The sequence below is a fragment of the Dongia sp. P2_B8 genome (genome assembly GCF_056404715.1).
The window spans coordinates 962132-987164 of the sequence record NZ_JBFUDM010000003.1 but is presented as its reverse complement, the minus strand read 5'-3'; the positions used below and the strand labels follow the sequence as shown (position 1 = coordinate 987164).

The window sequence follows — 25033 nt, the reverse complement described above, 5'->3', positions numbered from 1 at the left end:
GGCTAAAAGCTAAAACACCGCCGATCAGCCGGACGCTGGCCGGCGGTGTTTTCTTATGCGGCAGGTCTTATGCCCAGGATGGAATCAATATCCGGCTGATCCATCTGGCCCTCATCAAGGAACTGCTCGGCATAGCGCTTCCAGACATCCGCCTGGATGAAGAGATCGAGCAAGTCCGGGTCCAGATGGTTATCTTTCTTCATGAAGCCCATGATCTTGATCGCCTCGCTGATCTTTTTGGCCTTTTTGTAAGGCCGATCAGCGGCCGTCAATGCCTCAAACACGTCGGCGATTGCCATCATGCGGGCAATTGGTGACATCTCCGCACGCGTGAGCCGCTTGGGATATCCGGTACCATTCATCTTCTCATGGTGGCCGCCGGCGATCTCCGGAACAGTGCGCAGATGTTTGGGGAAGGGCAGGCTCTGCAGCATGATGATGGTCTGAGAAATATGATCGTTGATGCGGTAGCGCTCTTCTTCCGTCAGCGTGCCGCGGCCAATGCAGAGATTATAGACCTCGCCCCGATTCATCTTGTAGCGCGGCTGGTCGAGTTTGAAGCCCCATGGATTGTCCTGCCCAATGACGTCCTTGGCTTCATAATGGGTGAGATGGTCGTCACGATCTGCCAGCAACGGTTCATCGACCGGCAGCATTGGCTCCGGCGTCCGGTCCATACGCTTCTTTTCCTCATAAGAAAGGCCGATGCGATTGCTCAACGTCCGTCGCCAGGTGCGCCCGGCAATCTCCCGGATACGTGCGACTTTTGCCGGCTCCATGAATTCGCCACCCTCATTGCACATCGCAACGAATGAAAAGTCATCATCGAGCTGCCGGAGTGTCTGTTCCAAAGTCGTGCGCAGGGCCGGTTCATCTCGTCCCGCCGCCCGCCCTTGCCAATAGACGATTTCGGCATCCCGCTTCAGCACTTCGAACCGCATGCGGATCTCGTGGATACGGTCATAAATCGTCTCCAGCTTGGTCGCCTTGTCGACGACATATTCCGGTGTCGTCACCTTGCCGCAATCGTGCAGCCAGGAGCCGATGTCGAGCGCCTCCCATTCCTCGGTCGACAAATTGAAGTCAGTAAATGGCCCGGTCTTCTGCTCACAAGCCGCTTCCGCCAGCATGCGCGTCAATGCCGGTACACGCGCGCAGTGGCCGCCGGTATAGGCCGATTTTGCATCGATGGCCCCTGCGATCAATTTGATGAGGGCATCCATCAGGTCTTTTTGCGCCTGTAGCAGCTGCTTGTTCTCGATGGCGACACCCGCGCTGCCGCTCACGGCCCTCACCAATTCGATCAATCGATCGCTCAGCAACCAGGCCGGCTCTCCCGCCTGGATGGCCTTAATCAAGATCAATGCCCCCATCACTTCCTGCTTACGGTTGAAGAGAGGCACGACCAGCAGGGCTGTGCGGACGGCGTCCTCGCGTTCGACGAAGCCGCGCAAGCCAAGTGCATCCAATTCCTCATAATCCAGGCGCCGTTCGATCAATGCGATGCGGCTCTCGCTTAAGGCAGCGGCTATCTCTCCTCGCAGGCCGTCGCTATGCAGGGGCAGTGGTTTTACGTGGGCATCCGGACCGGCCATTTCGTCATCATGCCAGCGGACGATTTCGGGTTGCAGCATGCCTTCCTGTTCATGCCACAGGTAAATGGCGCCACCATCGCTTTCCACCAATTCGATGGTCTCGCGCAGGACCACATTGAGAAGTGGCCTGAAATCACGCTCAGCGCTCAGCGCATGACCGATGTCCAGGAATTTTCGGATGGTCTTTTTCATGCGGCGCAGCGAACGACCGAGATCGCCGACCTCGGAGATCACAGTCTTGACCTTGACGTCCTTCTCAAAATCGAATTCGGCAATTGCCTTGGTCTCATGCGCCAACCGGTTGATCGGCTTCACCAGCAGACGGGTACCGAACCAGCCCAGCAATATGAACGCCAGCAGGATGACAAACGCTATGACGATCTGATTTTCAACGATATCGCGCGCACCGGCATAAAGTTCGTCTTCCGGGATGGCAATCAGCATGGTGAGGAAATTGCTGCCTTGGATCGGAATCCTGGTCGCCGTGGTTTGCCACTTGCGGCCACCAAGATCGACTTGGTCACGCGTCTTAGTATTGCCAATGAGTGCTGCCGCATGCCGCAGTGGCGGCACCTTGAGTTCGTCGATGGTTACCAGGCGCAATGATCCGTCCGCTTGAAGGGCCGTCATCTGGCGGCTATCGCGATAGGCAACGACCTGCTCGCTTTGCCCCAGCAACACCAACTCCGACGATGGGGTAATCCGGATATCCTTCAGCTCATCCGCGATCGATTGCAATGTGAGATCAAGCCCCACGATCACGGCTCCATCGGCCGATTTTGCTGCCATTGTGGCGCCCACCGCCTTGGTCGTGAAGAACACATAAGGTTCCGTGAGGATGGCCCCATTCTGCTTGGAGGCAGTCTGGAACCAGGGTCGCGTCCGTGGATCATATTTATAGGTCGGCATGAAGCGGGCATCGAGCAGCTTCCGGTTTGCATCATAGTACCGATATTCGCCCAGCATGACGCCGCTGGCGTCCTGCGTGATTGATTGAACCAGCAGTGTGGCACTCTCTGGTGCTTGTACGAGCGCTCGGTAGGCCTCGGTACGGAGCGGCCGGAACAGGATGAACTCGCCGTTCGGATAGCCGACATAAAGAGCATCCGTGATCGGGTTCTCGTTCAAGGCATCCATGATGAGAGGCAATTCGTCCAACCGACGCGATAGAGTTTCGGCGCCCGAGAAGCCGCTGTGCGCCAACAATGTGATTTGATTGCGGGCCGGTGCCAGGATGCGCTGGATCTTTTCGTTGAGCGCATCGCGGATATAGCGGGTGGTTTCGGTCGACGTGGTGAGCAGGATGTCCTGTGTCCCCCGATAGGTCTGCCAGGCGAAAGCGGCAACCACCAGGATGAGAAGAACGGTCACGCCCAAAGCACCGATGAGGTGCAGCGGCACCTCGAAGACCGGCTTGGGACGTCGCATGGCCAACGACATGGGCGGCTCCTGTGCCTTGTTACCCGCGGCTCGCAAGCATGATGTCAATATTCGACGAAAGCTGCCGCCGCAGGCTTGCCGATGTGACGGACGACAAAGCGGTGCAACGTTCGGTCAAGACGCATGCCCTCGATGAGGCGCATCCAATTGTCGGTCTGGGCGGCTGTGAACCTGGCTTTTGCGAGCGCCAGCCCACTTGCCGTGGGTGGCGCTGCCGAGGCGTTGACCAGGGTGAATTTTTCGCTGCGCTCGGCTTCGCTGAGATAGAAATAATAATGAACGGAGGGCGCCAGGATACCGTCCACCGTACCAGCCTTCAGCGCATCGAACAGAATTGCCTGGGTCGGAAATTCAACGACCCGATTCTCGCCCAGCAGCGACTTGAGGTGATAGTCATAGTCGTTGCCATAGCGGAAGCCTTTGACAAGGCCGATCCGCCAGTGCGGCTGCTGGATGAAGGCGTCCAGGGAATAGGTGTGCGCCGATCCGATGATCGGCAGAACCAGCATGTTCTTGATGCCGAAATAGGTCACGAAGCGAGCGAACTTCTCGCGCCCGCGCGTGGCGATCGAGCTAGTCGCCATGTCGATCCGGCCAGCTTCGATCGCCGGCCACAAATCGACGCGCATGAGCCTCTGTATCTCGAAGGTGCAGCCGGACCGCCGCGTCAACTCCGCGATAAGGTCAGCGTCGATACCGACACCGTTGTGATAGAGGGCGCCAAATTCGACAATGCCGACCCGGATCGGGCGATCGCAGCCGAAATCCTGCAAGGTCCAGGGGCGCGGCGGTTCGTTGTAGGCGGCCGCAAGGGGCGCAACAGTAAGACTGCCAGCCATGAGGAATAGGCAAGTCAGGATCCATTGGCAGATTTGTATCGCCGACCGGAATTGCGCTCGCATGAAGGCGCCTCGCCCAGATGTCTCATGCGGCCAGCCCGTTGGAATCATTTTAACTTTTAATTAGCTATAATCAGACCGGCTGCCGCAATAGCTGTCACTCATTGAACGCCTTCAGAGCTGTCGTTTCAATCAATTCTCCGACAAAGACTCTGGGCACAGGCGCCCTATTAAGGCAACACCGAAGGCCCCACATTGAGGTGTAGCAATGAGGGGCCGCGCGGGTGGCTTTATTGCGGAACGAGATTCAACTTCTGCAGGGCATCGGCAATTGGCACGAAGAAATTGATGCCGGCAGACTGTTCGGTCCCGTCCGTCCAGGCCGATTGGGAAATGCCGACGACATTTCCCTGGGCATCCAGCAGCGGGCCGCCGCTGCTGCCGTGCTGGATGGTGGCGTCCGCCTGAATGAGTTCCATGCCATGCTCATCATGCTGAATTTGGCTGACGATGCCGCGCGTCACCGACCCGGCAAGACTCTCGTCAAACGGCGAGCCGATGGCATAGACCTCTTCCGTCAGCGCCACGGGCTTGAGGCGGATCGGGAGGGGCGTGAATTCACCACCGTCGATCTGCAGGAGTGCCACATCCCGCTGCTTGTCGCTGCGCAATGTCGTCGCCAGCACCTCGGTCCCGTTGATCAGCCGTACCTTGAGCCGGTCGGCATTGAGCGCCACATGATGATTGGTCAGGATCAGATTCGGGGCGATGAAAAAGCCCGAGCCATGGCCAGAGCCAGTAATGACCGTCACCACCGCTGCCTCGACCCGCGACATGTTCGCGCCGATGCTGCCGGTAAAGGGCGCCGTCGCCGGCAGTGACAATGCCGGATGTGTCGCCACGGTACCCCAGCCGTCGAGCGGGGCGGCCGGCTTGGATGCGGCGACGCTGACGTTCTTGCGCACCAGGACATCGTGAAAGCGTGGATCACCGCCAAGATTATGAACCGCAGCCGCAAAGGCGTGAACCAGCAGAACCACTTCACCGTCTGGCACACCGTCTTTTAATTCGGCCGACCCGCTCGTTTGTGTTTCAAGAATCACTTTTTCATCGAGCGTCGAAAAGACTTGCCAGATAACACTTACCACGGTCGTTCCACTTTGCTTACCAAGTGGCCGACCATCCCACCCCGATACCTCGTCGCAAATGTCCATGCTAATCGTATCGACGCGCCCAGCCACAAGAAACTCCGCATGTCTCTGTGCATCAGTAAAGTTGCCAAACAATGCGTTGGGATCGCCGACCACGTCATAGTGAGCGCTGCGCATCTCGCGATAAAAAATATCTAGCAGCTCCTCGTCGCGCGCGTTGACTTTTCCATTGTTCCAGTGGATCGGGTCGCTTGCCAAATCAGGACCACAACCGGTCCACCCCCCGCCGCCCCGATAAGCCCCAATCTGCTGACCACGTTCCAGGTTAAAGACCACGCGGTCGAGCTCAATTGGCGCCAGATTCTCGCCTTGCGCAGCAGCGCTGGACAGCTGCGCCACCGGGACCACATGCGTCCGCTGGCAGCCCGCGATCGCCAGACAAAGCATACCCGTCGCGCCGAGCACAAAAGCCCGGCGCCGCAAACATTGCAGCAGCATGATGACCCCCATTTCCGCGCGCGACCCCAATCGCGCCAGCCCAATGACGGCACCATCTTTAAGAACAAAAATGGAACTGTAAAGAGAAAAATATCTAGGTAGTAAAATTTTTGCGGCTAGCCACGCGCCATGCCATGGCTCACTTCACCGCATAGCCGACACCCTTCAGCGCCTGTTCTATCTCACCCAGAATGGTCGGATCGTCGATGGTGGCCGGCATGGCGAAATCCTTGCCATCGGCGATTTTCTGCATGGTGCTGCGCAGGATCTTGCCCGAACGGGTCTTGGGCAGCCGGTCGACGACGGCTGCAGTCTTGAAGGCGGCGACCGGTCCGATCCTGTCGCGGACCAACTGCACCACTTCAGCCGCCACTTTTTCATGGGGTTTGCTGATGCCCGCTTTCAGCACCAGGAAGCCAAGGGGCAGCTGCCCTTTCACCTCGTCATAGACGCCAACGACGGCGCATTCGGCAACGTCCGGATGGCTCGCCAATACCTCTTCCATGCCGCCGGTGGAGAGGCGATGGCCGGCCACGTTGATGATGTCGTCGGTGCGGGCCATGATGTAGACGTAGCCGTCCCCGTCGATGAAGCCAGCATCCGAGGTTTGGTAATAGCCCGGGAAGTGATCGAAATAGCTTTTAAGATAACGCTCTTCAGCGTTCCATAGCGTTGGAAAGGCTGAGGGCGGCAGCGGCAGCTTGCAGACGATGTTACCGATCTCGCCGGGCTTTGCCGGGTGGCCATCATCGCCCAACACACGCACGTCCCAGCCGGGTGCCGCCCGCGTCGGCGAACCATGCTTGATCGGCAGCAGCTCAATGCCGAGGCAATTGGCAGCAATCGCCCAGCCGGTCTCGGTCTGCCACCAGTGATCGATCACGGGGACATGAAGCTGCGCCTCGGCCCACTCCAGGGTCGCAGGATCGGAACGCTCGCCAGCCAGGAACAGGGCGCGAAGCGAGCTGATGTCGTACTTCTTGATGAACTTGCCGTCCGGGTCCTCGCGCTTGATGGCGCGGAAGGCCGTCGGCGCCGTGAACAAGGTCGTGACCTTGTGCTGCGCAATCACGCGCCAGAAAGCGCCGGCGTCTGGCGTGCCGATCGGCTTCCCCTCATAGAGCACGGTCGTGCAGCCATAGAGCAAGGGCGCATAGACGATGTAGGAATGCCCCACCACCCAGCCCACATCCGAGGCTGCCCAGTAAACCTCGCCCGGCTGGACGTTGTAGATATTGCGCATCGACCAATGAAGCGCCACCGCATGGCCACCATTATCACGCACAACACCCTTGGGCGCGCCAGTTGTTCCGGAGGTGTAGAGGATATAGAGCGGATCGGTCGCCGCCACCGCGACGCAAGGATGGGGTGCGGCATTCGCGGCAGCATCCACCCAATCGATGTCGCGGCCGGCAATGAGGTCCGCGGCCAGACGCTCCCGCTGCAGGATGATGCAATGCGCCGGCTTGTGGGTGGCAAGTTCAATCGCCGCGTCGATGAGCGGCTTATAGGCAATCACGCGCGCTGTCTCGATGCCGCAGGACGCGCCGATGATCAGCTTCGGCTGGCAATCATCAATACGCGTCGCCAATTCCTTGGCAGCAAATCCACCGAACACCACGGAATGAATGGCGCCCAGCCGCGCGCAGGCCAGCATGGCAACCAACGCTTCAGGGACCATCGGCATGTAGATGATGACCCGGTCGCCTTTGGCAATGCCGAGCTTTGCCATCGCACCTGCAAAACGCGCCACATCGTCGGTCAATTCGGCATAGGAAATGTGCCGCACCGTGCCGGTGACCGGGCTGTCATAGATGATGGCCGTCTGGGTACCCCGCCCGGCCGCCACATGCCGGTCCAGGCAATTGAAGGCGGTATTGATCTCCGCGCCGGCAAACCAGCGATAGAAAGGAGGCCTGCTGTCGTCGAGAACCCGGTTCCAGGGCTTGGTCCAGGACAGGCCAGCAGCGGCCTCCGCCCAGAAAGCCTCCCGGTCATCGATCGACCGGCGATAAATCGTCTCGAACGTCCCCGACATGCGAAAATGCCCTTCCCGATAGCGACCAGCCGCTTGGCGGCTCTTCTTTTGCTTTCCGCAGTATCGCCATAACCCTGGCGCAGGCAAGGTTTTCGCGCGGCCGCGGCATTCCCAGGCAAGAACTGTGGCGCTCACAAGCAAGAACGGGCTGCCCATTGGCACCGGGCAGCCCGCCTCAGATGATCGCGTTTCTGCAAACGCTATTTGGCGGCGTCAGCGACCTTGCCGGTGGCAACCCGGTTGGTGGCACTGATGATCGCCTTCAGCGACGCCGTCACGATATTCGAATCCTTGCCGACCCCGAACACCGTGCGGCCATCGGGCAGGGACATCTCGATATAGGTCACCGCATTGGCATCATTGCCCTTGCCGACCGAATGCTCGCGGTAGTCAGCCACCTTGAGATCGATGCCGGAATGTTTCTTCAACGCATCCATGAAGGCATCGATCGGCCCGTTGCCACGGCCGGTAATGTTGATCTCCTTGCCCTTGTCGCGGATGCCGGCCGTCAGATTCCGGATCTCACTGGCGTGACTGTCAGCGAGCGTTTGGTGATCGATGAACGCATAGGGTTCTTCAAGCGACAGATATTCGTCATTGAACGACTGCCATATCTGGCTTGCCGTGATCTCCTTGCCGGTCTTGTCGGCGACATCCTGCACGACCTGGCTGAATTCCACCTGAAGGCGGCGCGGCAGCGTGAGGCCGTAATCGGTTTCAAGCACATAGGCGACGCCACCCTTGCCGGACTGGCTATTGATCCGGATGACCGCTTCATAGGAGCGGCCGACATCGGCAGGATCGATCGGCAGATAGGGCACTTCCCATTCACCGCTGTTCGATTGCTTCATCGCCGCGAAGCCTTTTTTGATCGCGTCCTGATGCGATCCGGAAAAAGCCGTGAAGACGAGATCGCCAGCGTAAGGATGGCGCGGATGCACTGGCAGCTGGTTGCAATATTCCGCCGTTTGCACCAGTTCGTTGATGTCGCCGAAATCAACTTCCGGATCGACGCCCTGGGTGAAGAGGTTGAGCCCCAGGGTCACCAGATCGACATTGCCCGTCCGTTCACCATTACCGAAGAGGGTGCCTTCGATGCGGTCGGCACCGGCAAGCACACCCAGTTCTGCCGCCGCGACACCGGTACCGCGGTCATTATGCGGATGCAATGAGATGATTGCCGCTTCCCGGTTCTTCATCTTGCGGCAGAAATATTCGATCTGGTCGGCATAGATGTTCGGCGTCGACATCTCGACGGTGGCCGGCAAATTGAGGATGCAGGGATTCGCCTTGGTCGGCTGCCATACATCCATCACCGCCTCGCATACCTCGATCGCATAATCGATCTCGGTGCCGGTGAAGCTTTCCGGACTGTATTGAAAGACGAACTCGGTATTGCCCTTCTGCTGGGCAGCCAAGTCGCGCACCAAGGTGGCGCCATGCACGGCGATTTCCTTGATGCCCTTCATATCCTGGTTGAACACAACGCGGCGCTGCAGGGTCGAGGTCGAGTTATAGACATGGACGATAGCCCGGCGCGCGCCAACCAGCGCTTCATAGGTGCGGCTGATCAAATGGTCGCGCGCCTGCGTCAGCACCTGGATGGTGACATCGGCCGGAATATGCCCGCCCTCGATGAGCTCGCGGCAGAAATCAAAATCGGTCTGGCTGGCGGACGGGAAACCGATCTCGATTTCCTTGTAACCCATCTTCACCAGCGTCCGGAACATGCGGAGCTTGCGCTCCGGCCCCATCGGCTCGATCAGCGCCTGATTGCCATCACGGAGATCCACCGAACACCAGATCGGCGCCTTGGTGATGGTTTTCCCCGGCCATTGTCGGTCGGGCAAGGGAACCGGCTGGAACGGTCGGTATTTTGTTGTCGGGTCGATACGCATGGCACTTTCCTCGCAGGAATTTCATTGGGGGTCGTTTGAAGAGCGACTCTTGGCACCGCCGCCGGTATCCCGAAACGGGATGTCGCTATCAGCTCCGACGGCGGCCGCTAAGCGAGGGTAGCCCCACGCCCGGGCTCAAATGCACGCTCTGGCCCAAAGACCCTAACACATTGCTGCTTATGACGATTTTGCGGATCATCGGCAATACCTGACAAAACGGAAGCTATCCTGGCGGGGGTGGGCCAAACGGCCACGCGGCCGGCGCGATTCAGCACGCCGGGGCGATAAGTCGAAGCGATAGCGCCAGAATTTGGGTCAGGTTGCTCATGCGGGAACCTTACCCACCCGTTTGCGGGCAGGTCAAGGGTGAAACAAAAAACCGCCGGACAGCCGGTCTGGCCATCAACGGCGGTCTATTTTGTTGGAAAGCTGGATAGGGGGCCCTAGTGCACCCGTTCGAGGTTGGCGAGTTCGTCTTTAATACGGAGTTTCAACTTCTTGAGGGCGTGGAGGGCTGCCTCGTCAGGGTGTGGGCGCCGCTCCTCGTCGGCGATCTTTGCGTCCAAATCGGCGTGCTTTGACTTAAGCGAATCCAAATGCGCAGTCATTGCCATACCCTTTCTCCTCTCTGGTTGCAGAACTCAAATAGCTTGCTTGACGTCTCGCTTTGCTGGTTTCCTGTCTCCTCGAATGCTAGCGCCAATCCCACCTTCAAGTAAATGAGAGAGAGGGGTGGAAGCTTCAAGATGTCACGGTAAAATCGCCGAATGATTAAGCGAGACTGACCCAATCGCCGCCTTGGCGCCTAAAGCTCGATGGAATGACAAAGAAGCCAATTCACACAACCAGCCGCACAACCACTGGACACCCGCCGTCACGCCTCATCATCGGCATTTCGGGTGCGTCGGGCGTCATCTACGGGATCAGACTCCTCGAGCTCCTCAAAGGCTCGATGATCGAGACTCACCTGGTCATGTCGCGCACCGCCGAACTGACCCTGACCTACGAGACAAATCGCAAGGTCGCGGCAGTGAAGGCGCTCGCCGACTATTGCCATAGCAACGACGATCTCGCGGCACCGATCTCATCAGGATCGTTCCTGACGCTGGGCATGATCGTGGCCCCCTGCTCCGCAAAATCGATGGCGGAGATCGCCAGCGGCGTGACACCGACCCTCATCGCCCGCGCTGCCGATGTTGTGCTGAAGGAGCGCCGCCGTCTGGTGCTGATGCTGCGCGAAACGCCGCTGCATCTCGGCCATATCCGCAATATGGCGGCGGTCACCGAAATGGGTGGGATCATCGCGCCGCCAGTGCCGGCAATGTATGCGCAACCGGCGTCAATCGAGGAGATGGTGGACCAGAGTCTAGGCCGCGTACTCGACCTCTTCGGGCTTCACCTCGATCACGTCACGCGCTGGGACAAGAACGGCAAGCGCCGCGAAAAATGACCCCGACAAATGACTAGGCGAATTCTCTGCGCCGCAACAGAACCAGCAGCGTAAAGCCGGCGGCAACGAGCAGTGCCACCACCATCAGGGCGTGCGGATTCCAGACATGCTCCATGGCAAAGCCGGCAACCGGCGGCGCTACGATATTGGCGCAGGTATAGGTCATGACAAAGGCGGCATTGATGACCACCAGTTCGCCGCCTGTGTAGCGCCGGCCCATCGCAACCAGCGCCACGGAATAGGTACCCCAGACGCAGCCGCCCCAGATAAAGGCGACAATGCCGAGCGCTACCGGCAAGGTGGGCAAGCCAGCCAGCACCAGAAAAGGCGCTATCATGCAGGCAGCGCCGCAGCCCAGCATGACGGGCCGCGGTCCCCAGCGGTCGGCAAGCCAGCCGATCGGAAACTGCAACAACACATTGCCCGCAATGAAGATGCTGAGCAGTGTGAGCGCGAAGGTTTCGGCCAAGCCGACCCGCTGGCCCCAGATCGCAAGAAAGCTGAAGAAGGTGGAATCGAGCGCCCCTGAGACGAAGGCCGCCGAGAGCAAGGCCGGCAACGTCCGGAATACGCCGATGACGCCACGGCCGCCTTTATGCTCCAGCACCGGCGCCAGACGCCGCAGCGGCAGGAAGATGAGCAGCGAGATGAGCTGGAGAACGATGAACCAGGGTAAGGGTGACACAGCCAGCGCATCTGCCCATTGCAGGGTGAGCGGGCCGGCGGCAAAGCCCGCCGCCATGATGGCTGCATAAAGCGCCACCGCTCGCCCGCGGTTGCGATCGGTGGCCGCAACGTTGATCCAGGTCTCCGTGACCACCCAGGGTACACTGCCGGAAAGGCCGCTGATAAAGCGCAAACCCAGCCAGGCATAGACAGACTGCCAGGACGCCAAGGGCAGTAAGGTCGCGATCGCCACGATGGTGCACCAGATCATGGCATTGCCACTGCCGAAGCGGCGCACGATCCGCTGCGTGAACGGCGCCATCAGCATGACACCCAGCGGATGGGCGGCCGCCACCAGGCCGATCAGCCAGGCACTGACGCCACGATGCTCCATATCCAGCGCCATCCACGGCACCAGCCCACCGAAGGAGATGCTGAAGGCGAAGATGCTGGCGTAAAGCCCCAGCAGCGCCAGATAGCGCTGCCGTTCCGTTGCCTTCGTCATGATCTTGCCGTCATCCATGAAACACCCGTGCTGTCCCGGACCGCACCTTAACCATGCCCCGGCGGGACATGAAGCCAGATTCGTTAACAAACCCTACCAACGGCACAGTTCTTGCTTCTTTGGTTTGATGAAATGCGACACTAGGTAAGAAAGAGCCTGTCATGTCGATGGAAGCGCTCAGTATCCTCAGCAGCGGCCTGAAGATTGATCTCAATGCGGAAAAAGATGCCCAGGTAAAAAAGGCCGAAGAGGCCGCCGGGGATACTTTCGCAACGCTCCTGGCCCAGCAGGCCGGGCCGACGAGCAATGTCACGACTATCAGCGGGCAGCGCAGCAATAGCGTGATTCCAGCTTCCCTCATCGACATTGCAGCCGATGACGGTACCGATGTCCAAATGACCGAGGCCAGCAGCAGCGGCACGACAGTGGCCAAGGACGCGACCGAAACATTCCTGGATTTTGCCAGCAAGACGCCCGCCGAAAAGATGCGGGCCATGGTGCTGGCAGACATGGGATTGACGGAAGAGGATCTCAGGAACCTCAGCGCCGAAGACCGGGCCGAGCTGGAAGCTAAAATCCGGACCCAAATCGAGGTCAAGGTGAAGCAGGAGATCGAGAAGAAATCCGGCTTCAACCTCAGCCAATCCTTCGCCGTACCCTAAGGACTTTGCGGTCAACGCCGCGAAGCAACGCAGCCTAGAGGCAGACCAGAATGGCCTCTAGATCAGCCTCATCCTGTACCTCGCGGGTGTCCGTCAACCTATCCAGATAGAGATAGAGACCGGTGGTCGCCAGATCACGCGCCGGCTCGGTGCTGAGCGAACCGACATGGACCTCGATTGCCGCCACGATCTTTTGCTGCGAAATCTTCTCACCCTCCAATTCGACAGCCAACAGCCCGTGCTTGATCGATTGCCGGTCGGCGGCATGCACCTCATCGAACCCATCGCCCAGCTGCCGCCGAATGTGACGCAGCGGTTTCAGGATCGCCTCCGACCAGGGCGCTGTCGCCTCTTGTGCCGCGGACAACGCGGTATCGCTGGCGAGATATCCACTGCGCGCCAGCCAGCAGATGGCCAACAGCAGATTGACGTCCGCCCCACGCCTGTCCTGCAAGGAGAGGCAGGCAGCCGCCACCGCCTCGCGGCAGTAAAGCGCCAGGCTGAATTCCCAGAAATCGTCAGCGTTTAATCTAATCGCCAAAGCTGATCCCCAATCCCCGTGCCGTCTTGACCAAGGCGCCGGCCGGATCGACCGTCGCTGCCCCCTGAATGGCCGAGAGAATCGGCACGTCGATCACCTGCCGGGCATTCCAGGCGACCATGCGGTCGAACTTGCCGGCGGCAATGAGATCGACGGCATGGATGCCGAAGGCCGAGCCCAGGATCCGGTCCTTGGGTTCCGGCGTGCCACCGCGCTGCACATGTCCGAGCACGGTGACACGCGTTTCGGCGCCGCTGCGCTTGGCCAGTTCTGCGCCAATATAATGGCCGATGCCGCCATAGGTCTGCATCGCCTGCGCACCGCCACCGTGGACCGCGGTGATCGACTGACCGCCTTCGGTCTTCACGGATTCCGCAACGATGACGAGAGCGAAATTGCGCCCGCGTTTGCGCAAGGCAGCCAGCTTCGCCTCGATGGCAGCGAAGTTATAGGGCAGTTCCGGGATGAGGATGACGTCGGCGCCGCCCGCGATCCCGGCGGAGAGAGCGATATGGCCGGCATCGCGGCCCATCACTTCCAGCACCATGACGCGGCTGTGGCTGGCGGCCGTCGGCTGCAGGTGATCGAGGGCGGCCGTCGCTGTCTGCACCGCCGTTTCGAAGCCGATCGACATTTCCGTGGCGCCCAGATCATTGTCGATGGTCTTGGGGATGGCGACCAGATTGATGCCGCCCTGGAGCGCGAGGCGCCGCAGGATGTCGAGCGATCCATCGCCGCCGATGCCGATGAGCGCATCCAGCTTCAACTGCCGGAAGCCATCGATCACTTCCTCAGACCGGTCGACGACCCGCCCATCCTCATAGGGAAAGGCGAACGGGTCGCCCTTGTTGGTCGTGCCCAGGATGGTACCACCCTGGCGCAGCAGATCCGACCCCAGTACCCGATCATCCAATGCCGTCACCTCGACCGGCCGTGTCATCAGGCCGGCAGTGCCGTTGTGAATGCCGATCACCTCCCAGCCGAAATGGCCGCTGGCATGGGCATAGACCGCGCGAATGACCGCGTTCAGGCCAGCGCAATCGCCGCCGCTGGTGAGAATGCCGACCCGCTTTATGGCCATCTAGATCCGTCCCCCATGGACTATCCCCTTGCGTTTTCGTCCCACTGTTCCAAGTATTAGTACAGAACCCAGAAAGCGACGCATAGCCACATGATAGATAAGGCTTTTTTCGAACTCAACCCGGCCCGTAGCGTGATTGCCGTCAGCGGCGAGGACCGCCAGGAATTCCTGCAGGGTCTCATCAGCAATGATACGCGGCATATCTCCGACACCCGCGCCATCTATGCTGCCTTGCTGAGCCCCCAAGGCAAGTTCGCCTATGATCTGCTGCTGGTCGGCGACGGCGAGCGCTATCTGGTCGATACGGAAAACCTGCGCCGCGCTGATCTGCTGAAGCGGCTCAAGCTTTTCAAGCTGCGCTCCAAGGTGACACTCGAAGATTTGGACGAGGGTTTCGCCGTCGTGAGCCTGTTCGGCGGCGATACCTTGCAGCGACTTGGCCTCGTGGCCGAGCCTGGAGCCGCGCGCGCGCTGGCCGGTGGTGTTGTCTTCAGCGATCCGCGCCTCTCGACACTGGGTGCCCGCGCCTTCCTGCCGCGCGCCATAGCGCAACAGACCCTGCGCGATCTCGGTTTCACCGAGGCGGCACCCGGCGATTTCCAGCGCCTGCGCTTTGCATTGGGTGTCCCGGAGGGCAGCAACGACCTTATTCCCGACAAATCCATCCTGCTCGAATCCGGTGTCGATGAGCTCCACGGCGTCGACTGGCAGAAGGGCTGCTATATGGGCCAGGAACTCACCGCGCGAACCAAATACCGCGGCTTGGTCAGGAAGCGCCTGCTGCCGGTCAAGATCGACGGCGCACCGCTTGCTGCCGGCGCGATCCTCACCATCGACGGCAAGGAAGCCGGTGAAATCCGCGTCGCCGACAGCGGACGCGGCCTCGCCCTCATCCGCCTGGAGCATCTCGACGCGATGATCAGCAAAGGCGTGGACGTTGATGGCGCCCATGTGACTGCATCAGTTCCCGACTGGGTGAAACTGCCTGAGATGGCTTGAGCCGGCACGCCCCCTCGCCTAATCTCACCCCAACGAAATCGGGGGAAGATCATGGCGAAGGCGCGGTTGCGGGATTTGGGGATCCGTGTGGGGCAGATGCAGCCCGGGCCGCTGAACGCCATCACCGATGTGGCTGGCATTCGGGTCGGCTTTTCGACGGTGATCCGCGACACACCGCACATCGTGCGCAGCGGTGTTACCGCGATCTGGCCAGCCGACGACATCTATACCGATTTCATGTTCGCCGGGATCCATTCCTTCAACGGCAATGGCGAGATGACCGGCAGCCATTGGCTGAATGAACAGGGCCTGCTGGCCGCCCCCATGACCATCACCAACACCCACGCGGTCGGTATCGCGCGCGATGCGATCTGCGTGCATGCCGCGCGCAAGGGCATCGATCAGGCCTGGCACCTACCAGTCGCTGCTGAAACCTGGGATGGTTGGCTGTCGGATGCCGAGACATTTCCGATCACCCTCGACATGGCGATCGAGGCGTTGGATTCCGCCAAGAGCGGTCCGGTGCCGGAAGGCAATATCGGCGGCGGCACCGGCATGATCACCCATGAATTCAAGGGCGGTACTGGCACCGCCTCGCGGCGCCTCACCGCGGCGGAAGGCGGTTGGACCGTGGGCGCTTTGGTGCAAGCCAATTACGGCAGGCGACCGATGCTGCGTTGCGGACATACGCCGGTGGGGCTTGAACTCACCACGGACGTTGTGGCCTCCGCCCATGCCGAGCGGAAAGAGGAACAGGGCTCGATCATCGTCATCCTGGCAACCGACGCGCCCTTGCTGCCGATCCAATGCCAGCGCCTTGCGCGCCGCGCCACGACAGGCCTCGCCTGGGTGGGCGGCATCGGCTCCAACGGATCGGGCGATATCTTCCTGGCCTTCTCCACCGGCAACCGTGTCGCCTTGAAATCGAAGATGGCCGATGTGCGGATGCTGGGCATGGAGGAATGCACACCCCTGTTCCAGGCCGCCGCGGAAGCCACCGAGGAAGCGATCTGGAACGCGCTGTGTGCTGCCGAGACCATGACCGGCTACAAAGGTCGCACGGCGCATGCCGTGCCGCATGATCTCCTCAAACAGGCGGTCGCTCGCTATGCCAGACGAGATTGATCTGCTCGTTGCGAGGCTGAATCTCGCTCCGCACCCCGAGGGTGGGTTCTACCGCGAGACCTACCGCGCGGCGGAGGCTATCCCCAATGCCGGCTTGCCTGCCCGCTTTCATGGCGATCGATCGCACTCGACGGCAATCTATTATCTGCTGCGCGCGGGCGATCGCTCAAAACTGCATCGGATCAAGTCTGACGAGGTCTGGCATTTCTACGCGGGCGATCCGCTCGTCATCGTCGCCATGGCACCCAATGGACAATTGACCGAAACCATTCTCGGCCACGACTTCGCGGCGGGCCAGGTGCCGCAGCATGTGGTGCCGGCCGGTCATTGGTTCGGTGCCATTCCGGCAAAGGGCAGCACCTTCGCACTCACGGGCTGCACCGTGGCACCGGGTTTCGATTTTGCCGATTTCGAGTTGGCAACGCGCGATGCGCTGCTCGCGGATTTTCCGCAGCACCGTGCCTGGATCGAGCGACTGACCGACTAATCCTCGTCGTCGTCGAAGACTTTCGGCAGGCTGGCACCGAGCGCGCGGACGGCACTTTCCATCTCCTGCGTATATTGGGCGCGGTTGCAGCTCCACGGCACCTCCCTCCCCACCACCGCATCGACCACCACCGGCACCAGCACGATCTCACCGCGCGGCAGTGCCTTGCCGGCGCCTTGCAGGAAGACCGGGATGACCGGCACCCGTGGATAGCGCTCCTTGAGCCTGGCAACACCGCCTTTAAACTTTCCCATCACCTCGGCCGATCCACGCGAGCCTTCCGGAAAGACGATCAGGATCTCACCACGATCGAGTGCCGCCGCGCTCTCCTTGAGCGGGTCTTCGCCGCGGGCGGCATTGCCGCGCTCCAGCGGCAGGATGTTGAGGATCTGCAGGCTGAACCAGGCGAGATAGCGGTTGCGCAGGAAATAGTCCGCCGCCGCCACCGGCCGCACGATGTCGATATGCCGAAAGGGCATCAGCGACAGCAAGACCAGCGTGTCGAGATGGCTGTTGTGATTGGCAATGATGATGGCTGGGCCTGCCTTGGGCAGATTCTCGCGCCCCCGCACCGTGATGCCGAGCATCATGATCGCGATCGGCCGTAGCACGCAGATCGCAAACAGGCGGCGCAGCCAGCGCGACATGATCAGTAATAGAGGAAGTAGACGATGTGGAAGAACAGAGGCGCCGTGAAGGTCAGGCTATCGACCCGGTCGAGGACACCGCCATGGCCAGGCAGCAGGCTGCCACTATCCTTGAGCTTCAAATCACGCTTGACCGCCGAGATCGTGACATCGCCGGCAAACCCGGCCAGCGCCAGCACGAAGCCGATACCGCCGGCCTCATACCAGGCGAGCGGTGTCAGATAGGGTGCCGCCAGCATTGCAACCGACGTGGTGATCACGACACCGCCGATAAGGCCCTCGACGGTCTTGTTCGGGCTGACCTTGGGGACGACCTTGTGCTTACCGAGCAGCTTGCCGCTGCAATATTGCCCGACATCATTGATCTCGGTGAGCAGCAGCAAATAAAGAAGCAGCCCGTCACCACCCGCGACCGGATTGCCTGAAGCCGGCAGCGCCAGCAGAAAGGCGGCGTGGCTCAGCGAAAAGACCGCGATCATCAAGCCCCAATGCACTGTGCCCGCGGCCTTGATGAAGCCCTGCGTCTCACCGGCCAGCACCATGCGCAAGGGCAGCGCCAGAAAGATGTAGACCGGGATGAAGATGATGAACATCCCGTACCAGCCGATCGAGACCCAGTAATATTGCAGCGGGATCGAGAGATAGGCCCACAGCAGCACGCGGTGGTCGGCGCGGCGTGTCGGAATGAGCGTCACGAATTCCTTGAAGGCGAGGAAGCTGATCAGGCCGAACAAGGCAATCGGCACCCAGGATGGCAAGGCGATCGAGATGCCGAGCAGCAGGATGATCACCCACCAGGTGCGTGTGCGCAGCCACAGCTCATGCTTCTTCCTGCGCTGCGGCCAAGCCACCGCCGTGGCAATCAGCAACAGACCGAAGATGGCCGCCAGCGCGATGGCGACATTGTCCGCGATGTCGAAGATCATTTCGGGGTCTCGGCAAGGGCATGGCGGGCGCGGTTGAAGATCGTGACGACGCCCAGCAGGGCGACAACAATCATCTCCCAATTGACCCAGCTGCCGGACGGCACATCGAAACCGATCATCAGCCCCAGTAAACCGGCCGCGAGTGCGCGGTCGCTTTTGCCCATCGGCCCGTCATAACGCCGGCTGCCACCGATGACCTGGCCCATGATGCCGACTATCTCGCTGATGATGGCCGTGACCACGGCCATGACGACCCAGAAACCGTTGGCGCCCGGCAGCAGGGCAATCGGCAGGCAAAGCGCGGTGTCGGACACCACGTCGCCCACCTCATTGAGGATAGCCCCCAGCCGCGACTTCATAGCGAACTCGCGGGCAAGGATACCGTCGATCGCATTGGCCGCCATGCGCAGGAACAGGAACACCGGCAGTATCAACCACAGCTGCGGGTAATCCGGCCAAAGCCCCAGGATGATGCCGACCAGGACCGAGCCCAGCATGGCCGCCAGGGTCACCGCATTCGCAGTAACGCCGCCGGCGGCGAGGCGGGCGGCGATGGGGCGGAGGAGAGCCACGAAACGCGGCTTGAGATCGTATATGGATGCCATAGGCGCCACTATAGCTGGCGCGCGCGCTCCGCCAAGGCCAGAAACGGAGATTCTGTTGTGCGCGCCGTCACGCCGCCATCATTTAGGCGCTTCAACCCTTCCCGCCCCCAGCGTTCCTTGATGGCAGCCAGGGTCCAAGCCTGGGTCTGGGCGGCACGTTTGGCCTGCTGGCGTCCATCGGCCGCCAGCCAGGCAGCGTGAGTCGCAGTGGCTTCGATCAACCCCTCAATGCCTTCCGCCGCATTCGCCGAGACGATGAGGACCGGCACGTCCCAATGGCCATTGTCGCGCGACTGATCGCCAAGGCCCAGCGCCCCTTTGACATCCGCCCGCGCCCGTGTCGCGGCACGGCCGAGATCGCCCTTGGTGACCGCGACAATATCCGGGATTTCGACGATGCCGGCCTTCATGAACTGCAGCGCATCGCCGGATCCCGGCTGCACGCAAAAGATCACCGTGTCGGCGGCGAGTGCGATGTCGGTTTCCGACTGCCCCACGCCCACCGTCTCGATGAGTACGACGTCATAGAGTGCCCGCATCAGCACCATGGCGGCAAAGGTGATTTCTGCCAGGCCACCCAGCTGATCCCGCGCCGCCATCGAGCGCACGAAGATGCCCTGATCGTCCGGATCAGTGCGCAACCGCGTACGGTCGCCCAACAACGCCCCGCCGGAGCGTTTGGAGGATGGATCTATGGCAATGACGGCAACGGCCTTGCCGGCCTTGCGGTATGCGGTGATGAGCGCGCCAGCCAGCGTCGACTTGCCGACGCCGGGCGGACCGGTGAGACCGATCACCTGGGCGATGGGGCTCACATAAGCTTCGTCCAGCAGCGCGACGAGGCTAGGGTCATCAGGATTGGTCTCAAGCTGCGCCAGGATACGCGCGAGGGTGGGTTTGCCGGCCGAGCGAAGGTCGGAGAGAGTGGTCATGCCACACCCCCCTCCCTAACCCTCCCCCTCAAGGGGGGAGGGGATGATTTCCAGCAAACTCTAAAAGCAGATCCGCATGCAACAAAAAGCCCTCCCCCCTTGAGGGGGAGGGTTGGGAGGGGGGTATCTTCTGCCCGTATCACCCCTCGCCCTTGCGGCCCGACTGGTCACCAGTGAGTGCCGCCTGTGCCGCGGCAAGCTTGGCGATCGGCACGCGGTAAGGCGAGCAGGACACATAGTTCAGCCCGACCGACGCGCAGAAATGGATCGAGGCCGGATCGCCGCCATGTTCGCCGCAGATGCCGAGCTTGATGTCCGGGCGCGTCTTGCGGCCGCGTTCGGCGGCGATCTTCACCAACTCACCCACGCCATCCACATCGATGGTCACAAAGGGATCGCGTTCGATGATGCCTTGGCGTTCATAGGATTGCATGAAGCGCGCGGCATCGTCGCGGCTGAGGCCGTAGGTGGTCTGCGTGAGGTCGTTGGTGCCAAAGCTGAAGAACGCCGCATCCTTGGCGATTTCGGCCGCCAGCAAGGCTGCACGCGGCAATTCGATCATGGTGCCAACCGAATAGGGGATCGGACTGCCGCTCTTCTCGGCCACTTCGCGCGCGACGCGGTCGATGATGGCCCGCATCAAGGAGAGTTCCTTGGGAATGCTGACCAGCGGGATCATGATCTCCGGCTCAGCCGTATCGCCCTGCTTCGCCTTCACCTCGGCTGCAGCTTCGAAGATGGCGCGCGCCTGCATCTCGTAGATTTCCGGATAGGTAATGCCGAGCCGGCACCCGCGGTGCCCCAGCATCGGGTTCGATTCCTGGAGCTGCGAAGCGCGGTGTGCGACGAGATCAACAGAGATACCGGCCGCCGCGGCCACCTCCGCCATTTCGGCGCGGCTATGCGGCAGGAATTCGTGAAGCGGCGGGTCGAGGAGGCGGATAGTGACCGGCAGCCCCTTCATGATCTGGAACAGCTCGACAAAATCCTGGCGTTGCATGGGCAGAATCTTGGCCAGTGCCTTCTTCCGGCCCGCCACGTCTTCTGCCATGATCATCTCGCGCATGGCGATGATGCGGCTTCCGTCGAAGAACATATGCTCTGTCCGACAGAGGCCGATGCCTTCCGCACCGAACTGGCGCGCGGTCCGCGCATCCAAGGGCGTTTCGGCGTTGGTGCGGATTTTCAGCTTGCGGAAACTGTCCGCCCAACCCATCAGTGTCGCAAAATCGCCCGAGAGAACGGGCTCGATCGTCTCCACGGCACCCAGCATGACTTCGCCGGTGCCGCCATCGATGGTAATGATATCGCCTTCGACGATTTTCTGCCCCTTCACCACCATGGTCTTCTGCGCCGCATCGACGCGAAGGTCGCCGGCACCGGACACGCAAGGGCGCCCCATGCCACGCGCCACCACGGCAGCGTGGCTGGTCATGCCGCCGCGCGTGGTCAGAATACCGACCGCCGCATGCATGCCATGGATGTCTTCGGGCGACGTCTCGACACGCACCAGAATGACCTTGTCGCCCTTGGCGGCACGGTCCTCGGCTTCGTCGGCCGTGAACACCACCTTGCCACAGGCGGCACCCGGGCTCGCCGGCAGGCCGTGGCCAATGATGTCCTTCTTGGCCTTCGGATCAAGTGTCGGATGCAGCAGCTGATCGAGCGATGCAGGCTCGATGCGGGCCACCGCCGTCTTCTTGTCGATCAAGCCTTCATTGCAGAGGTCGACGGCGATCTTGAGGGCCGCCTGCGCGGTCCGCTTGCCGTTGCGGGTCTGCAGCATATAGAGCTTGCTCTGCTGGACCGTGAACTCGATGTCCTGCATGTCGGTGTAGTGACGCTCCAACTGGTCGCGCACTTTCATCAGCTGGCCGAACACATCCGGCATGGTCTCTTCCATGGCGGGCAGGGTCGAGTTGTTGGCTTTCTTACCAGCCAATGTCAAATGCTGCGGCGTGCGGATGCCGGCCACCACATCTTCGCCCTGGGCGTTGATGAGATATTCACCGTAGAACTCCTTGGCGCCCGTCGACGGGTTGCGCGTGAAGGCAACGCCGGTCGCACAATCCTCGCCCATATTGCCGAACACCATCGCCTGGACCGTGACGGCCGTGCCCCATTCCTCAGGAATGCTGTTGATCTTGCGGTAGGTGACGGCGCGCGGGATCTGCCAGCTGCCGAACACGGCGCCGATGGCGCCCCAGAGCTGTTCCTTGGGATCCTGCGGGAAGGGCTTGCCGAGTTCCTCCTCCACCTTCGCCTTATAGTCGGCGATGATCTTCTGCCAATCCTCGGCGGTGAGCTCGGTATCCAGATCGACACCCTTCTCCTGCTTGTGGAAATCGAGGATGTCTTCGAAATTATGATGCTCGACGCCGAGCACGACATTGCCGAACATCTGGATGAAGCGGCGATAGGAATCATAAGCAAAGCGTGCATCGCCGGATTTGGCGGCAAGCCCCTTCACCGTCTCGTCATTGAGACCGAGATTGAGCACCGTATCCATCATGCCGGGCATCGAGACGCGCGCACCGGAGCGCACGGACACCAGCAGCGGCGCCTTCGCATCACCGAACTTCAACCCAACGATCTTTTCAATATGGGCGACACCGGCTTCGACCTGTGCGGTGAGCTCGCCCGGGTATTTGTTGGAGTTGGCGTAATAATGCGTGCAGACCTCGGTGGTCGCGGTGAAGCCCGGCGGCACCGGCAGGCCCAGCGACGACATCTCGGCAAGGTTGGCGCCCTTGCCACCCAGCAGATTGCGCATATCGGCCCGGCCTTCCGCCGCGCCGCCACCGAAATGATAGACCCACTTTGTCATGGTTATGGTCATCCTTCGATCCTTGAAAAGTCCGCCACCAGATTGAAGGTGTCGCGGATGGAGTTCAGCAACCGGAGGCGGTTGCCACGCAATTCTGTTTCATCGGCGTTGACCGTGACCTTGTCGAAGAAGGCATCGACCGGCGTACGAAGACCAGCCAGCGCGCTCATCGCTGCTGCGAAATCTTCTTTGGCAACGGCATCAACCACTTTCTTCCGGGCCGCTTCCAGCGCCTGGTAGAGCGCCTTCTCTTCATCCTGTTTCAGCCAGGATGAGTCGGGGGCTGCAGACTGGCCGACGCCGTCCTTCTTCTCTTCGATGCGCAGGATGTTGGTGGCCCGCTTATAGCCGGCCAGCAGGTTGGCGCCTTCGCTGCTATCGACCAGCCCCTTCAGCGCATCGACCCGCGCCAGGAGCCGCGTCAAATCATCTTCATCGCCCAGTGCGAACACGGCGGTGATGAGATCGTGCCTGACGCCCTGCTCCTTCAGCGCGACCTTCAGACGGTCGGCGAAGAAATCCATGAGGTCGCCGATGACGGCCTTGGGCGCGTTCTTCTCAAAACCACCCCCGCTTGAAGTAGTGGGGCTGTCGTAATAGCCGCTATAGGCAAAGCCCAGCACATCACGCAGCTTGAGCCGGAGCTTGTTCTCGAGAATGAGCCGGATGATGCCCAGCGCCGCACGGCGCAACGCAAACGGGTCCTTCGACCCGGTCGGCTTCTCGTCGATGGCGAAGAAACCGGTCAGGGTGTCGATCTTGTCAGCCAGCGCCACCGCGACGCTCACTGGCGCACTCGGGCAGGTGTCGTTCGGACCAAGCGGTTTATAATGATCGGCGATGGCATCTGCGACAGGTTCCGGCAATTTCTGGGCTCGGGCGTAATAACGTCCCATGATGCCCTGAAGTTCCGGAAATTCGCCAACCATGCCGGAAACAAGGTCGGCCTTGGCCAGGCCCGCCGCTTCATTGGCAAGGCTTGCCTCGCAGCCCGGGACATATTTGGCGAGTTCCCGTGCAAGCGCTTTCACGCGCCGAGACTTCTCACCGACCGTGCCCAATTTGGCGTGATAGGTGATGGTATCCAGCTGCGGCACACGCTCGGCCAGACTGATCTTCAAATCCTGGTCCCAGAAGAACTTCGCGTCCGACAAGCGCGCGCGCAGCACGCGCTCATTGCCGTGGACGATAGCCTTGCCGCCATCCGTCGCTTCGATATTGGCCGTGACCAGGAAGCGCGGTGCCAGCTTGCCGTCCCTGTCCTGCAGCGCGAAGTATTTCTGATTGACCCGCATTGAGGTGGTCAGCACCTCATGTGGCACCGACATGAACTCATCGTCGATCTTGCCCATGAGCACGGTCGGCCATTCCACGAGGCCGGTCACTTCATCGAGCAGGCCCTCATCCGGCTTCACGGTGAGGCCTTCTTTGGCCGCCGCCGCATCCGCCTGCGCCTTGATACTGGCGCGGCGTTCAGTCTGATCCAGGATGACCTTGGCCGCCTTCAGCTTCGCCTGATAATCGGCGAAGTTGCTGACTGTGATCTCGCTGGAGGACAGGAAGCGGTGGCCCTTGGTCTTGTCGCCGAAGGCAACCTTGCCTGGCGCCAGATCGAAGGTGCCCAACACAAGCTTACCATCGAACACTGCGACGATGCTGTGCAGTGGCCGCACCCAGCGTTGCGTATTGCCGGCCCAGCGCATGGATTTCGGCCAGGGCAGATCTGCCATCGCCGCCAGAATGATCTCCGGCAGGATCGCTGCCGTGGCGACACCCTTCTTCTCGATGCCCGCGAAATAGAACTCACCCTTGCCGGTATCGCGTTTCTCACATTGATCGAGCGAAGCAAGGCCAGCGGATTTCAGGAACCCATCGACCGCCTGTGCGGGCGACCCAACGCGTGGGCCTTTCTTTTCTTCCTTCACATCCGGTTGGGCCAGAGGCAATCCATCGACCACGAGCGCCAGGCGGCGCGGCGTCACGAAGGATTTGGCGGAGGTGAACGTCAGACCCGCCGCTTTCAGTTTGTCCGTCACCAGACGCTGCAGATCCTCCGCCGCACGCGCTTGCATGCGCGCAGGGATTTCTTCGGAGAAGAGTTCGAGGAGAAGCTCGGCCATG

The 25033-nt window shown here is 60.9% G+C and carries 20 protein-coding genes; 5 read left to right on the top strand and 15 right to left on the bottom strand.

The window, feature by feature from the left end; genetic code table 11:
- Positions 1-53 precede the first annotated feature (53 nt).
- From AC1DWZ_RS12180 to AC1DWZ_RS12155, 6 genes are all read right to left on the bottom strand, one after another.
- Positions 54-3035 (bottom strand): HD domain-containing phosphohydrolase, encoded by a 2982-nt coding sequence (locus tag AC1DWZ_RS12180; protein WP_477169158.1) that lies wholly within the window; start codon positions 3033-3035, stop codon positions 54-56.
- A gap of 44 nt (positions 3036-3079) precedes the next feature.
- Positions 3080-3874 (bottom strand): substrate-binding periplasmic protein, encoded by a 795-nt coding sequence (locus tag AC1DWZ_RS12175; protein ID WP_477169157.1) that lies wholly within the window; start codon positions 3872-3874, stop codon positions 3080-3082.
- 290 nt (positions 3875-4164) lie between these two features.
- A complete protein-coding gene (locus AC1DWZ_RS12170) occupies positions 4165-5523 on the bottom strand; it encodes a S1C family serine protease (protein ID WP_477169156.1) in 1359 nt (452 codons plus the stop codon).
- Positions 5524-5662: 139 nt separating this feature from the next.
- Positions 5663-7561, bottom strand: coding sequence for a propionyl-CoA synthetase (locus tag AC1DWZ_RS12165; protein WP_477169155.1), 1899 nt, complete (start codon positions 7559-7561; stop codon positions 5663-5665).
- A 200-nt stretch (positions 7562-7761) separates the two neighbouring features.
- Complete coding sequence (gene leuA / locus AC1DWZ_RS12160) at positions 7762-9459, bottom strand: 2-isopropylmalate synthase (protein ID WP_477169154.1); 1698 nt, start codon at positions 9457-9459, stop codon at positions 7762-7764.
- A gap of 443 nt (positions 9460-9902) precedes the next feature.
- Positions 9903-10073, bottom strand: a complete 171-nt coding sequence (locus AC1DWZ_RS12155) for a YdcH family protein (RefSeq protein WP_477169153.1) — start codon at positions 10071-10073, stop codon at positions 9903-9905.
- Positions 10074-10279: 206 nt separating this feature from the next.
- On the opposite strand from AC1DWZ_RS12155, the gene AC1DWZ_RS12150 reads away from it, so the two are divergent.
- Complete coding sequence (locus tag AC1DWZ_RS12150) at positions 10280-10909, top strand: UbiX family flavin prenyltransferase (protein ID WP_477169152.1); 630 nt, start codon at positions 10280-10282, stop codon at positions 10907-10909.
- 13 nt (positions 10910-10922) lie between these two features.
- Here the strand turns inward: AC1DWZ_RS12150 and AC1DWZ_RS12145 are convergent, their stop codons facing one another.
- Entirely contained in the window at positions 10923-12080 is a 1158-nt protein-coding gene (locus AC1DWZ_RS12145; RefSeq protein WP_477169151.1) for an MFS transporter, read from the bottom strand.
- 161 nt (positions 12081-12241) lie between these two features.
- Between AC1DWZ_RS12145 and AC1DWZ_RS12140 the strand changes: the two genes are divergently transcribed.
- Positions 12242-12742: a hypothetical protein gene (locus AC1DWZ_RS12140; protein ID WP_477169150.1), complete on the top strand. Its 501-nt coding sequence runs from the start codon at positions 12242-12244 to the stop codon at positions 12740-12742.
- A 34-nt stretch (positions 12743-12776) separates the two neighbouring features.
- Here the strand turns inward: AC1DWZ_RS12140 and AC1DWZ_RS12135 are convergent, their stop codons facing one another.
- Together AC1DWZ_RS12135 and AC1DWZ_RS12130 are read right to left on the bottom strand one after the other, a co-directional pair.
- Complete coding sequence (locus AC1DWZ_RS12135) at positions 12777-13283, bottom strand: TIGR02444 family protein (RefSeq protein WP_477169149.1); 507 nt, start codon at positions 13281-13283, stop codon at positions 12777-12779.
- Positions 13273-14364, bottom strand: a complete 1092-nt coding sequence (locus AC1DWZ_RS12130) for an ATP-dependent 6-phosphofructokinase (protein ID WP_477169148.1) — start codon at positions 14362-14364, stop codon at positions 13273-13275. The genes AC1DWZ_RS12135 and AC1DWZ_RS12130 overlap by 11 nt, the downstream gene beginning before the upstream one ends.
- A 90-nt stretch (positions 14365-14454) precedes the next feature.
- Here AC1DWZ_RS12130 and ygfZ point away from each other — a divergent pair, with 90 nt between their 5' ends.
- The 3 genes from ygfZ to AC1DWZ_RS12115 are packed head-to-tail and all read left to right on the top strand — an operon-like array spanning position 14455 to position 16975.
- Entirely contained in the window at positions 14455-15363 is a 909-nt protein-coding gene (gene ygfZ / locus AC1DWZ_RS12125; RefSeq protein ID WP_477169147.1) for a CAF17-like 4Fe-4S cluster assembly/insertion protein YgfZ, read from the top strand.
- A gap of 51 nt (positions 15364-15414) precedes the next feature.
- Complete coding sequence (locus AC1DWZ_RS12120; protein WP_477169146.1) at positions 15415-16488, top strand: DmpA family aminopeptidase; 1074 nt, start codon at positions 15415-15417, stop codon at positions 16486-16488.
- Positions 16472-16975, top strand: coding sequence for a cupin domain-containing protein (locus AC1DWZ_RS12115; protein ID WP_477169145.1), 504 nt, complete (start codon positions 16472-16474; stop codon positions 16973-16975). The genes AC1DWZ_RS12120 and AC1DWZ_RS12115 overlap by 17 nt, the downstream gene beginning before the upstream one ends.
- Here AC1DWZ_RS12115 and AC1DWZ_RS12110 read toward each other — a convergent pair.
- The 6 genes from AC1DWZ_RS12110 to glyS all read right to left on the bottom strand — a co-directional run bounded on the left by AC1DWZ_RS12110 (position 16972) and on the right by glyS (position 25032).
- Positions 16972-17622 carry a lysophospholipid acyltransferase family protein gene (locus AC1DWZ_RS12110; protein WP_477169144.1) on the bottom strand — a complete coding sequence of 217 codons (651 nt, stop codon included), beginning with the start codon at positions 17620-17622 and terminating at the stop codon, positions 16972-16974. The two genes, AC1DWZ_RS12115 and AC1DWZ_RS12110, sit on opposite strands and share 4 nt — an antisense overlap.
- A 2-nt stretch (positions 17623-17624) precedes the next feature.
- Positions 17625-18548 carry a phosphatidate cytidylyltransferase gene (locus AC1DWZ_RS12105; RefSeq protein ID WP_477169143.1) on the bottom strand — a complete coding sequence of 308 codons (924 nt, stop codon included), beginning with the start codon at positions 18546-18548 and terminating at the stop codon, positions 17625-17627.
- A complete protein-coding gene (locus AC1DWZ_RS12100; RefSeq protein WP_477169142.1) occupies positions 18545-19153 on the bottom strand; it encodes a CDP-alcohol phosphatidyltransferase family protein in 609 nt (202 codons plus the stop codon). Before AC1DWZ_RS12100 ends, AC1DWZ_RS12105 begins: the two co-directional genes overlap by 4 nt.
- An 8-nt stretch (positions 19154-19161) precedes the next feature.
- Entirely contained in the window at positions 19162-20085 is a 924-nt protein-coding gene (locus tag AC1DWZ_RS12095; protein ID WP_477169141.1) for an ArgK/MeaB family GTPase, read from the bottom strand.
- 139 nt (positions 20086-20224) lie between these two features.
- Positions 20225-22912, bottom strand: a complete 2688-nt coding sequence (gene ppdK / locus AC1DWZ_RS12090) for a pyruvate, phosphate dikinase (protein WP_477169140.1) — start codon at positions 22910-22912, stop codon at positions 20225-20227.
- A gap of 8 nt (positions 22913-22920) precedes the next feature.
- On the bottom strand, positions 22921-25032 hold the full coding sequence (gene glyS, locus AC1DWZ_RS12085) for a glycine--tRNA ligase subunit beta (RefSeq protein ID WP_477169139.1): 2112 nt from the start codon (positions 25030-25032) through the stop codon (positions 22921-22923).
- Position 25033: the final 1 nt, after the last annotated feature.

Excerpts from the sequence above, each read along its gene's own strand:
- AC1DWZ_RS12180 (WP_477169158.1), bottom strand. The coding sequence starts at position 3,035 with ATGTCGTTGGCCATGCGACGTCCCAAGCCGGTCTTCGAGGTGCCGCTG.
- AC1DWZ_RS12175 (WP_477169157.1), bottom strand. The coding sequence starts at position 3,874 with ATGGCTGGCAGTCTTACTGTTGCGCCCCTTGCGGCCGCCTACAACGAA.
- AC1DWZ_RS12170 (WP_477169156.1), bottom strand. The coding sequence starts at position 5,523 with ATGCTGCTGCAATGTTTGCGGCGCCGGGCTTTTGTGCTCGGCGCGACG.
- AC1DWZ_RS12165 (WP_477169155.1), bottom strand. The coding sequence starts at position 7,561 with ATGTCGGGGACGTTCGAGACGATTTATCGCCGGTCGATCGATGACCGG.
- leuA (WP_477169154.1), bottom strand. The coding sequence starts at position 9,459 with ATGCGTATCGACCCGACAACAAAATACCGACCGTTCCAGCCGGTTCCC.
- AC1DWZ_RS12155 (WP_477169153.1), bottom strand. The coding sequence starts at position 10,073 with ATGGCAATGACTGCGCATTTGGATTCGCTTAAGTCAAAGCACGCCGAT.
- AC1DWZ_RS12150 (WP_477169152.1), top strand. The coding sequence starts at position 10,280 with ATGACAAAGAAGCCAATTCACACAACCAGCCGCACAACCACTGGACAC.
- AC1DWZ_RS12145 (WP_477169151.1), bottom strand. The coding sequence starts at position 12,080 with ATGACGAAGGCAACGGAACGGCAGCGCTATCTGGCGCTGCTGGGGCTT.
- AC1DWZ_RS12140 (WP_477169150.1), top strand. The coding sequence starts at position 12,242 with ATGTCGATGGAAGCGCTCAGTATCCTCAGCAGCGGCCTGAAGATTGAT.
- AC1DWZ_RS12130 (WP_477169148.1), bottom strand. The coding sequence starts at position 14,364 with ATGGCCATAAAGCGGGTCGGCATTCTCACCAGCGGCGGCGATTGCGCT.
- ygfZ (WP_477169147.1), top strand. The coding sequence starts at position 14,455 with ATGATAGATAAGGCTTTTTTCGAACTCAACCCGGCCCGTAGCGTGATT.
- AC1DWZ_RS12120 (WP_477169146.1), top strand. The coding sequence starts at position 15,415 with ATGGCGAAGGCGCGGTTGCGGGATTTGGGGATCCGTGTGGGGCAGATG.
- AC1DWZ_RS12115 (WP_477169145.1), top strand. The coding sequence starts at position 16,472 with ATGCCAGACGAGATTGATCTGCTCGTTGCGAGGCTGAATCTCGCTCCG.
- AC1DWZ_RS12110 (WP_477169144.1), bottom strand. The coding sequence starts at position 17,622 with ATGTCGCGCTGGCTGCGCCGCCTGTTTGCGATCTGCGTGCTACGGCCG.
- AC1DWZ_RS12105 (WP_477169143.1), bottom strand. The coding sequence starts at position 18,548 with ATGATCTTCGACATCGCGGACAATGTCGCCATCGCGCTGGCGGCCATC.
- AC1DWZ_RS12100 (WP_477169142.1), bottom strand. The coding sequence starts at position 19,153 with ATGGCATCCATATACGATCTCAAGCCGCGTTTCGTGGCTCTCCTCCGC.
- AC1DWZ_RS12095 (WP_477169141.1), bottom strand. The coding sequence starts at position 20,085 with ATGACCACTCTCTCCGACCTTCGCTCGGCCGGCAAACCCACCCTCGCG.
- ppdK (WP_477169140.1), bottom strand. The coding sequence starts at position 22,912 with ATGACAAAGTGGGTCTATCATTTCGGTGGCGGCGCGGCGGAAGGCCGG.
- glyS (WP_477169139.1), bottom strand. The coding sequence starts at position 25,032 with ATGGCCGAGCTTCTCCTCGAACTCTTCTCCGAAGAAATCCCTGCGCGC.